Consider the following 10,164-nt stretch of genomic DNA (forward strand, 5'->3'; position numbering starts at 1 on the left):
TTCACGGGTGACTGAAGAGTTCCGCGCCGCGTTCCAACGTGTCCTCGACACCGCCGCGAGTCAGGACCCGGACTTCTCCCCCGCCGTACACGAGGTGTTCCGGCTGTCCTCTGGGGTGCCCAGGGAAGAGCTCTCCCACGCCCTTGAGGCGCTCGCCCCGGTCCTCAGCAGCTGCGAGCGGGCCACGGGGATCGCCGCCGACCTCTCGGTCCTGGCCGGGTCCCTGGTCGAGTCCGGCGCCCCGGCGGGCCAGGTCGGACTGGAGGTGCTGCGCCAGCTCGGCGGCTACGGCCAGGCCGCCATGGCGTTCGCCCGCGCCTGGGAGACGACCGGCGGCGGCCCGGTCCCGGCCCCCCACGAGGTGACCGAGGCCGAGGAGCGCCGGGTCGCGGACGCCCTTGTGGAGAACGCCCCCTCGGCCACACTGGGCTGGTGGGCGTCGCAGCGCTACGGGCTCGCCGCCAAGGCGGTACTGGGCGACACCGAGGTGCGCGCCGCGGTCCGCGGAGACGCCGACGCCCTCGCCGGACTGGGACGGATCGCCGACGCCCTGTCAGCGCACATGAAGGTGTTCACCGACGTCGGCGAACTCCTGCGCATGGCCGAGACCGACCGCCTCCTGGTCCTGGACCGCGCGTCGTGGCGGGGGTTCCGGGTGCGGTTCGACGGTGTGGGGGACAACTTCCAACTGCACACCCTGCTCGCGGACGCCCTCATCGGCAAGGAGGGCCGCGACCTCCCCGGCACCCGGCCGGACCCGCGCTGGGCCGCCGCCTGCCTGAACGCCGCCGCCGACCCCCTCGCCGACGTCGTCCGGGGGGAATGGGACCTCGTCGGCGGCGACGGCACCTGGATCGGCAACGAGGCGCTCCCCCGGGACATCCCGGTCGTCGACGGCGAGCGGGTGCTCGTCCTGGAGGCGCAGTCACTCGCCCACACCTGGCGGGCGGGGCGCAAGCACCCGCACATCCCCGGGTTCCTGGAGGTCGTCGAGGAACTCCCCGGTGACGAGGCGGCGGCCTGGTGGGCACGCGTGCACCCGGCCGGGTCGGTGCGCCACCCGATGGCCCCTCCCCTCGAACACGGTGACACCGGCTCCCACATGCGCCCCGGCCATTTCGGTGTGGCCGCGCACTTCGCGGAGGTGGACTCGGGTCCACTGTCCGCCCGCCGCGAGGCGCCCCAGACCCTCGCCGAGCCGGACCCGCTGTCCTGGCCGCCCGAACCGCGCACGGCCGACCCCTTCCCGTGGCCCCCCGGACCGGACTCCGCCTCCGGATCCCCCGAGCCGGACCCGCTGCCCTGGACCCCCGAGGCCGAACCCGCCCCCCGCGCGTCCGAACCGGGCCGGGAGCACGAACCGTTCTCCTGGACCCCCGATCCCGCGCCCGCGCCCAGCCCCCCCGAGCCGGACCCGCTGCCCTGGACCCCCGAGGCCGAACCTCCCCGCCAGGCAGCCGAACCCGCCCCGGACCCGCTCGCCGATTTCCGGTCACCCGGACCCGTGGCGGACGCCCCCGAGCCCTTCTCCCGAACCCCAGAACCGGACCGGGCCCCAGCCCCCGAACCGTCCGACGAGGACGGGCCGCCCGGAGCACGGCTCCTCCCCCCGATGCCCCCCGGTGTCTCCACGAGCCACCGGTGGGCGCCGTCCTGGCGCTGGCCGACTCCCCCACGGGACTGACCCGCGCCCCGGCCCCGGCACGACGCGTGTCACGCCGGAGCCTCCGCGTCCCTCACACCGACACGGTGACACGTGTGACTGTCGCCGCGCCCCGCCCACCGGCATCCTGGGAGTCATGGCGATGAGCAGCGACCCGGCCCGAGACACCGACGGCGCCCCCACCGGCCCCGGCGAGGCGCGCAGCAGACGGGAGGAGGACGCCCGCGAGGCCCTGCGCGCCATGAAGCCTTGGGAGGGCAAGGCCACCCGTCAGGACAAGGCGCTCCTGGCCTGCGCCATCGGCATCCCCGCCGTCTTCCTCGCCCTCACCCCGCTCAAACCCCTGCTCATCGCCGACCACCCGATCACCCTGACCTTCCTGACAGGCAGCAATGCCGGAGTGGGTGCCGCCGCGGCCTTCGCCAGTCTGGGCGAGATCCCGCTGTGGCTCGTGGTGGTCGCGGGCGTATTCGGCAAGATCAAGGTCGACTGGCTGTTCTGGTGGCTGGGCCGACGCTGGGGCCGACGCTTCATCGCGATCATCACCCCGGGAGAACGGGCCAAACGGCTCGCCGACCGCATGCACGACATGAACCCCTGGATCGTCCGGGGCGCCCTCACCCTCTCCTACCTGCCCGGCGTCCCGGCCGCACTCATCCACGTCACGGCGGGCTGGACCGGGATGCGGCTGCGGACCTTCTTCCTCTTCGACGCGCTCGGCGCCCTGATCCTCACCTCCGTCGTCACCTCGGTCGGCTACGCCTCCGGACAGGCCGGCGTCGACATCGTGCTCCTCGTCGACCGCTACGCCCTCTGGTTCACCGTGGCCATCATCTTCACCATGGCCTTCTGGCCGGTGTTCAAGCAGGTGCGCGAGGACCGCGCGGCCGACCGGGCCGCCGCCAAGGCCGCCGGGGAGAAGCGGGCGGAGGCCGACAGCGGCGCCGCCTGAAGACGCCGAGCCGCTCCCCGGGGCTAGGCTGGCCTTCGGCGAACCCCGGGCCTGCCGACCGACTGGGTGGGTCACGAGCACACTCAAGGGAGATCCCCTCATGGGACAGCGACACTTCGATCTGGTGGTCCTCGGCGCCGGGCCGGGCGGCTACGTCGCGGCGATCCGCGCCGCCCAACTGGGCCTGAACACGGCCGTCATCGAGGAGAAGTACTGGGGCGGCGTCTGCCTCAACGTGGGCTGCATCCCCTCCAAGGCCCTGCTGCGCAACGCCGAACTGGCCCACCTGTTCACCCACGACGCCGACCTCTTCGGCATCCGGGTCGACGGAACGGTGGAGTTCGACTACGGCAAGGCGTTCAGCCGCAGCCGGGAGGTGGCCGAGGGCCGTGTCAAGGGCGTCCACTTCCTCATGAAGAAGAACAAGATCACCGAACTCGACGGACGCGGGACCTTCCTCGACGCCAACACCGTCGAGGTCCGCGGCGAGGACGGCTCCACCGAGACCGTCACGTTCGACAACGCGGTGATCGCCGCCGGGTCCTCCACCAAGCTGCTGCCCGGTACGACCCTCTCCGAGCGGGTCGTCACCTACGAGGAGCAGATCCTCACCGAGGAGCTCCCCGGAAGCATCGTCATCGCCGGAGCCGGGGCCATCGGCGTCGAGTTCGCCTACGTCCTGGCCAACTACGGCGTCGACGTCACCGTCGTCGAGTTCCTGGACCGCATGGTGCCCCTGGAGGACGAGGAGGTCTCCAAAGAGCTGGCCCGCGCCTACAAGAGGCTCGGCGTGAAGGTCATGACCTCCACCCGCGTGGAGTCGGTGGAGGACACCGGATCGAACGTCCGCGTCACCGTCTCCGACAAGGACGGCACACAGCGGACCCTGGAGGCGGACAAGCTCCTCCAAGCCGTGGGCTTCGCCCCCAACGTGGAGGGCTACGGCCTGGAGAAGACCGGTGTGGCGCTGACCGAACGCGGCGCGATCGACATCGACGCCCGGGGCCGCACCAACGTCCCCCACATCTTCGCCATCGGCGACGTGACCGCCAAGCTCATGCTGGCACACACCGCCGAGGCCATGGGCATCGTCGCGGTCGAGACCATCGCCGGTGCCGAGACGCAGGAGATCGACTACCGGTTCATCCCGCGCGCCACCTACTGCCAGCCGCAGATCGCCAGCTTCGGCTACAGCGAGAGCGAGGCGAAGGAGGCCGGGTTCGACGTCCAGGTCGCCAAGTTCCCGTTCATGGCCAACGGCAAGGCACACGGCCTGGGCGAGACGAAGGGGTTCGTCAAGATCATCTCCGACGGGACCTACGGGGAGTTCCTCGGTGCCCACATGATCGGCCCCGACGTCACCGAACTGCTGCCCGAGCTCACCCTGGCCCAGCAGTGGGACCTGACGGTGCACGAGGTGGCGCGCAACATCCACGCCCACCCCACGCTGAGCGAGGCGGTCAAGGAGGCCGTGCACGGCCTGGCCGGCCACATGATCAACCTCTGAACCATCGCGGTTCAGGGGACGCGGCCGCGTCGGCGGGGCGTCCGGGAACTTGCTAAGTTGCCCTGTAGTCCCCCGCCGGCGCCGCCTCCCACCGCCCGGCACTCCCCGAGCCGAAAGCCCCATCCATGCGCCTGATCCCCTCCACCCCTCTCTCGTGCCTGGGCACCGTCGCCGTCGCCGTCGTCGTCGGCGGCGTCCTCCTCGTCGGCTGTGAGGCCTCCGGACCCGACACCGTCTCCGCACTCGGGGACTCCGCCTCCCAGGCCGCCGACGACCTCCAGGGCTCCGCGTCCGACGCCGCCTCCGACGCGGCCGAGGACCTCGAAGGCGCCGCCTCCGACACCGCCTCCCAAGCCGCCGAGGACACCGGTTTCGACTGGCCCGACTGGAACTGGGACTGGAACTGGGACTGGGACATCGACTGGTTCGGCGGCGGCGACGAACTCGACCTGGACCTGGGCATCGCCCTGCCCAGTGCCGTGCCCGAGGAGGAGCCCTCCGACGCCCCGGACTACACGCTCCCCGAGTCCTGTGCGGCCGCGGGCGTCGCGGGCGCCGTCGGCGACCTCGCCCCGGGCACCGCCCTCACCGAGGAGAGGGGCGCCGTCGAGGGCGTCGACGGCGCCGAGCAGCTCGTGTGCTCCTACGGCGACGGCAACGGGGAGCCCGGCGCACCGACGCTGACCGTCGTGTTCACCCACGGCGCCGACCCGAGTGTCAACCCGGACGTCGTCGAGGTCCCCGGGGCCGAGGAGGAGATGAACTGGGAGGTGGACGTCGATGTGGACGTGGACACCTACCACACCGAGGAGTCCGACCACCTGGGCGGCGACCTGGAGTACGTGGGCACCGTGGACGGTTCGAGCCGCCACCTGTACCTGTCCCTGCCCGGTGAGCTGTACGTGACCGTCATCGTCGTCAACGACGAGGTGGAACGCGCCGACCTGGAGCGCGTGGTCCTGGAGGCGGCCTCCCTGGTCAGGAACTGACCGCTCCCGGGGCGGGGCCGACGGCACCCGCCCCGGGGCCGGACGCGCGAGGGGCGCGGCAGCGGAGTCCGCTGCCGCGCCCCTCGGCTCGGTCGGAACGCGGTCAGGGCGTCTCGACCGGGATCTCCTCGAACACTCCGAACGGGCCGGCCCGCAGGGTCAACTGCTCGACGCCCGCGGCGGGCGCGGGGAACACGGCGACCAGGTTGTAGGTGTTGTCCGGCTGGAGCATGTGCACCTCCTCGGCGAAGCTGCTGTAGCGCCCCTCGCCGAAGTCCATCTGCGCCACGTACCGCACCAGGCCGCTCTCGGGCTCCAGGAGCTGGAAGCCGCCGAGCGTGCCCTTGTTGAACTGCTCCGGCCCGCCGGCGATCGTGTCCGACCCGCCCAGTTCGGGCAGGGTCGGCTCGTCCCCGGTGTTGGTCAGGGAGAACGTGCCGATCACGTACGCGCCGTCACGGCGCAGCGGGTGAATCTCCAGCTCGACGCCGTCCAGCTCGCCCGTGGCCACGACCCGCCCCGGGTCGTCGGTGTAGGGCGCGGGCCAGGTGACGGTGCGCTGGGCGACGTCCAGGCCGTCGTCGTCGTAGGCCTCGTCCTCGGAGACCTCGGGCGACTCGTCGAACACGTAGGAGAACTCGACGCGGCGGTTGCGGGCCCGGGCCTGCTCGTCGTCGGGGCCGCCCTCGCGGGCGATCGGCTCGTCCATGCCGCGCCCCTCGACCTCCAGGTCGTAGCCGGACCCGATCTCCTCGGCGAGCAGGTCGCGGACGGTCTCGGCCCGCTCCACGGACAGGTTGTCGTTGTAGGCGGCGGTGCCGATGCCGTCCGTGTGGCCGATGACGGTGATGACGGGGTCGTCGGGGTCGACGTTGGCGGCCAGCGTCGTGGCGGCGCGGCGCACCACCTCCTCCGCCTCGGGCGTCAGCTCCGAACTGTCGAAGCCGAACATCACGTCGGAGTGCAGGGAGATGATCTCCCGGTCGCCGTCGCGGGTCGTGGAGGCGACCTCGGAGTCGACGAAGCTCTGCACCCAGCCCTCGTCGGCCACCGCGTCCTCGCCCGGACGCCGGTTGGCGAAGGTGAGGTTCTCCCCGGCCGGAGGGGGGTTGTCGAGCGTGAGGTGGTCGGTGCCGTTGGGGTCCTCCGGGTCCGGCCGCTCCTGCTCCACGTCCTGGACCGGGATACCGGTCATCGCGCCCAGGCCGCTGCCGATGAAGGTCACCTGCTCCACCTCGTCGGGCAGGCGCGGGAAGTACCGGACGTACTCGTTGGTGGCCCCGTCGTGCACCGGGTACAGGCCGTCGCCGTTCGGGCTCTCCGAGCCGTACTTGAGCCCCTCCGCGTCGAGGAACTGCCGGTACACGCGGCCGGTCATGGGGTCGACCAGTGTGTGGGCCATGCTCAGGTTGCGGTTGGGACCGGAGAAGTCCTCGTCGTAGGTGATCTCGTAGTACATGACCGTGTAGTCGCCGGTCCGCTCCAGACCCGTGACGGAGAAGGTCATCTCGTTGTCCTGGCCGGTGTCCTGGAAGATGCGGCCCTCGCGGACGTAGGGAAAGTCCTCCCTCACGTCGGGCGGGCCATCACCGACCGTACAGCCACTGAGCAGGAGGGCTCCCGCGGCGACCACCGCGACCGCCGACAGGGGCGTCTGACGCACCATGTGGGGGAACTCCGATCGTTGAGGGGATGTACCGGGAACATCCTCTACCAATCGGTCAACCCCGCTGACCACCCGTCCCCCGTAGGGCCACTCGCCGAAGAAAATTCTCCCGGCCGCCAGCCCGTTCCCCCTCGGCCCGCGAATATCCCCTGTGAGCACAAAAGCGCACAGGAGCAGCACACCGCAGGGACCGGAGGAGCACCCCTGTCCACACGACACGCGGGGCAGCGGAGCCGGTGACACCCGGAGGGCCTCGGGAGCAGGGCCTCCTCCCCGCAACTGGCCACGCCTTTGGACGGAACCGGCACCATTTCAACGCTCAGCAATGAAAGAATCACTCTTCGCGGTCACCTTGGCCGCTGCCATCCGAATGAATCGAAGGAGATTCCCCATGCCTGCGAAGAACGCCCTCACCGCCACCGCGTCCGCCGCCCTCCTCGCCCTCGGGCTGGCCGCCTGCGGTGGATCGACCGGTGATGAGGCCGTCGGTTCGGCGTCTCCCACGGCCACCGACGGCACCGGGATGACGGAGGGAACGGAGACCGCCGACGACATGGAGGCGACCGGCGACGACATGGCCGCGACGGAGCCCTTCGGCACCGCCTGCGCGGACATTCCCGCCGACAGCATGGACAGCATGGCCCAGGAGCCGGTGGCGACCGCGGCCTCCGACAACCCGGACCTGTCCACCCTGGTCAGCGCAATCGAGGAGGCCGACATGGTCGACACCCTCAACTCCGCCGAGGACATCACGGTGTTCGCGCCCACCAACGAGGCCTTCGAGGCGATCCCGCAGGAGGACCTCGACGCCCTGCTCGCCGACCAGGAGCAGCTCACCAACGTCCTGAACTACCACGTCGTGGAGGGCAAGCAGGACCCGACCGCTCTGGAGGCGGGCACGTTCACCTCGCTCCAGGGCGAGGACGTCACCACGGAGGGCTCCGGCGAGGAGTACACCGTGAACGGCGAGGCCCAGGTGGTCTGCGGCAACATCCAGACCTCCAACGCCACCGTGTACATGATCGACGGCGTGCTGATGCCCTCCTGACCCTTCAGGACGCCCGGACGGTCCGCACGATGGGGCCGGACCGTCCGGGCGCACCGACCACTGCCAAAGGGCCCGTACGTGGATGGGGAAACCGTGGTGCCCCGCACCCCGGGGACACGCGCTCGGGGCCGACGGAGGCCGGACTCGCGGAACTGCCCCACCGGGTGGCACGCGGGAACGAGCACGCCTTCGCCCAGGTGTACGAACTCGCGGCCCCGTCCGTGTACGGCCCCGCCCGCCGGATCCCGGGCGGCCCCGCCCGGTCGGACGAGGTCGCCCAGGAGATCCTGGGGGTGTGGCGGACCGTCTCCCACCACGGGGCCCGTGGCGGCGAGGGCCTTCGAGGGCTGAGGACCGCTCCCCGGGGCGCACCCCCCGTCAGGACACGGTGACCTCCTCCGGACGCGGCAGCCGGCGCATGACGGGGGCCAGGCTCACCAGCGCGGCCAGACCGGACACCGCGGCCATCATCAGGAAGACCCACACGGGGCCGACCGTGTCGAACACGATGCCGATGCCGAGGATGCCCGCCGGTTGGGACAGCAGGGAGAGGAACGACACCGCGCCCAGGACGCGCCCCTGGTGGCCGTCGGCCACCGACGCGGCCACGTAGCCGTAGAACACGGCGTTGACGCACGGGACCATCGCGAACAGGCAGCCGACGATCGCCCCGAGGAACAGCACGTCCGGGGCGGCCAGCAGCGCCAGGGCGCAGGCCGGAGCCGCCCACGCCACGGCGAGGAAGGTGGTGGACGGGCGCACCCACCGGACGACCGCCCCCGAGGCCAGGGAGCCCACCAGGCCGCCCGCGCCGGCGAGGGAGACGGCCGCACCGATCCGGACGCTCGACGCGCCCATCCCCTCCGCGGTGGCGATGATCGCGAGAAAGACACCCGTCTGGGCGAAAGCCAGATTGAAAATGATGATCCACAGCATCATCGTCCGCAGGATCGGATTCCTGGCCAGCACCAAAAACCCGCTGACCGCACTGTGTAAGCTCCACCCGCACGGCAGCGCGGTGCGGTCGGCCTGCAAGGGGCGTCGGACGTAGAGCACCAGCGCGGCGGCGGCCAGGTAGCTGAGGGCCTCCGCGAGGAAGGGCAGTGCCCGCGCCAGGGTGAACAGGGCACCCGCGACGGGTGCCCCGAAGGCGGTCGTGGTGAAGAGGCGGACCTGGTTCTGTGCCGCGGCGTCCGCCAGTTGGGCGGGCGGGACCAGTTGTTTGGTGGCCGCCATCGCCACCGGGTTGGAGACGCCCGACATGGCGGCCGAGGCCATCGCCACGCCCGTGGCGAAGGGGATCGAGGCGTGCCCGGTGAACAGCAGCAGTGCGAACAGGGCGAGCAGGACCAGCCTCCCCAGGTCGCAGCAGAGCAGCACCACCCGGCGGTTGACGCGGTCGGCGAGTGCCCCGCCCACGAGCACGGAGACCATCGCCGTGGCGACCTGGGCCGCGCCCACGGCTCCGGCGGTCGTGGCCGAGCCCACGAAGAACAGGACGAGGAGGGGGTAGGCGACCTCACCGATCTCCTTGCCCAGTCCAGCGAAGAACCGGCTGCTCCAGAACGCCTGGAAGTCGCGGTTGCGGAGCAGCGCCCCGGAGCCGTCCGCGCCGCTCGGTGGCAGGGGCCGCCAGAGGGGAGCGGACGGGCGCCACCGCTCGGCGGTCATCCCTGCGTGCGGCATAACTCAGTGGACCGGTGAGCGGACCGACCAAAAGGTGAAAGTCTCATAAAACCCATTATGGGGTCGTGAATAACTTTTTACCGAAATGTCGTCCTCGGGTGTCTCCGGCCTTTCGATGGCCTGCGTCACACACCTGCCTCACCGCATCGTCGAGGCTCGCCCCCAGACGAAACTCAGCGCCGAGGTTCGCCCCAGAACGCACCTCGACCACACGACAACGCACCTCGACCCCGCTCGTTGGGCGGAGCCCGCGCGCCCGGGAGGCTTCCAGGGGTCCCGGGCGCGCGGAGACTAGGCGTCCCGTCGGCACCTGTGTGTGAGCCGGGCGCGGAGTGTGGCGGTGTCGGGTGCGGTGATCTCCTCGAAGGCATCGCCCGGGCCCGCCCAGCCGGGCGGGCGGTGGGCCACGTAGGTCACCGTGCCGTCGTCGGCGGTGCGGGTGGTGAGCACCCACGCCCCGCGCTGGATCTGGTCCAGGGCGTGTTCCAGGGCGGTCACGTNGCCNNCNCCTTNCCCAGGTGTTCCAGGGGCGAGGTCCACACCAGCGGCGGCCGGTGCGGGTCGGGGCGGTCGGTGACCGCCACCCGGGTGAGGTGGCCGCGGGTGGCGGCGTAGACCGCGCGCCCCTCCAGGTTGGGTCCCAGGTAGCGCAG

General features: G+C 71.5%; 9 protein-coding genes. 6 read left to right on the forward strand and 3 right to left on the reverse strand.

The window, feature by feature from the left end:
- The first annotated feature begins 7 nt into the window (after positions 1-7).
- The 4 genes from B042_RS0116095 (at position 8) to B042_RS26635 (ending at position 5,111) form a co-directional block, all read left to right on the forward strand.
- Complete coding sequence (locus tag B042_RS0116095) at positions 8-1,684, forward strand: hypothetical protein (RefSeq protein ID WP_028649185.1); 1,677 nt, start codon at positions 8-10, stop codon at positions 1,682-1,684.
- Between the two features lie 115 nt (positions 1,685-1,799).
- Complete coding sequence (locus tag B042_RS23485) at positions 1,800-2,615, forward strand: VTT domain-containing protein (protein WP_081748823.1); 816 nt, start codon at positions 1,800-1,802, stop codon at positions 2,613-2,615.
- A gap of 100 nt (positions 2,616-2,715) precedes the next feature.
- Positions 2,716-4,122, forward strand: coding sequence for a dihydrolipoyl dehydrogenase (gene lpdA / locus B042_RS0116105; RefSeq protein ID WP_028649186.1), 1,407 nt, complete (start codon positions 2,716-2,718; stop codon positions 4,120-4,122).
- A 125-nt stretch (positions 4,123-4,247) separates the two neighbouring features.
- On the forward strand, positions 4,248-5,111 hold the full coding sequence (locus tag B042_RS26635) for a hypothetical protein (RefSeq protein ID WP_028649187.1): 864 nt from the start codon (positions 4,248-4,250) through the stop codon (positions 5,109-5,111).
- Between the two features lie 103 nt (positions 5,112-5,214).
- Here B042_RS26635 and B042_RS0116115 read toward each other — a convergent pair whose 3' ends face one another.
- Positions 5,215-6,777, reverse strand: a complete 1,563-nt coding sequence (locus tag B042_RS0116115) for an OmpA family protein (RefSeq protein ID WP_028649188.1) — start codon at positions 6,775-6,777, stop codon at positions 5,215-5,217.
- Between the two features lie 391 nt (positions 6,778-7,168).
- Between B042_RS0116115 and B042_RS0116120 the strand changes: the two genes are divergently transcribed.
- Together B042_RS0116120 and B042_RS24460 are read left to right on the forward strand one after the other, a co-directional pair.
- Positions 7,169-7,825: a fasciclin domain-containing protein gene (locus tag B042_RS0116120; RefSeq protein ID WP_028649189.1), complete on the forward strand. Its 657-nt coding sequence runs from the start codon at positions 7,169-7,171 to the stop codon at positions 7,823-7,825.
- Between the two features lie 164 nt (positions 7,826-7,989).
- A complete protein-coding gene (locus B042_RS24460; protein ID WP_028649190.1) occupies positions 7,990-8,217 on the forward strand; it encodes a hypothetical protein in 228 nt (75 codons plus the stop codon).
- Here B042_RS24460 and B042_RS0116130 read toward each other — a convergent pair.
- Positions 8,204-9,496: an MFS transporter gene (locus B042_RS0116130; RefSeq protein ID WP_028649191.1), complete on the reverse strand. Its 1,293-nt coding sequence runs from the start codon at positions 9,494-9,496 to the stop codon at positions 8,204-8,206. The two genes, B042_RS24460 and B042_RS0116130, sit on opposite strands and share 14 nt — an antisense overlap.
- 306 nt (positions 9,497-9,802) lie before the next feature.
- Complete coding sequence (locus B042_RS0116135) at positions 9,803-10,009, reverse strand: hypothetical protein (RefSeq protein ID WP_028649192.1); 207 nt, start codon at positions 10,007-10,009, stop codon at positions 9,803-9,805.
- Positions 10,010-10,164 lie beyond the last annotated feature (155 nt).

The organism is Nocardiopsis sp. CNT312 (genome assembly GCF_000515115.1).
In the GTDB taxonomy this organism is placed as follows: Bacteria; Actinomycetota; Actinomycetes; order Streptosporangiales; family Streptosporangiaceae; genus Nocardiopsis.

Bases quoted from the DNA above. Each gene is read 5' to 3' on its own strand.
- B042_RS23485 (WP_081748823.1), top strand. From the start codon at position 1,800: ATGGCGATGAGCAGCGACCCGGCCCGAGACACCGACGGCGCCCCCACC.
- lpdA (WP_028649186.1), top strand. From the start codon at position 2,716: ATGGGACAGCGACACTTCGATCTGGTGGTCCTCGGCGCCGGGCCGGGC.
- B042_RS0116130 (WP_028649191.1), bottom strand. From the start codon at position 9,496: ATGACCGCCGAGCGGTGGCGCCCGTCCGCTCCCCTCTGGCGGCCCCTG.
- B042_RS26635 (WP_028649187.1), top strand. From the start codon at position 4,248: ATGCGCCTGATCCCCTCCACCCCTCTCTCGTGCCTGGGCACCGTCGCC.
- B042_RS0116120 (WP_028649189.1), top strand. From the start codon at position 7,169: ATGCCTGCGAAGAACGCCCTCACCGCCACCGCGTCCGCCGCCCTCCTC.
- B042_RS0116115 (WP_028649188.1), bottom strand. From the start codon at position 6,777: ATGGTGCGTCAGACGCCCCTGTCGGCGGTCGCGGTGGTCGCCGCGGGA.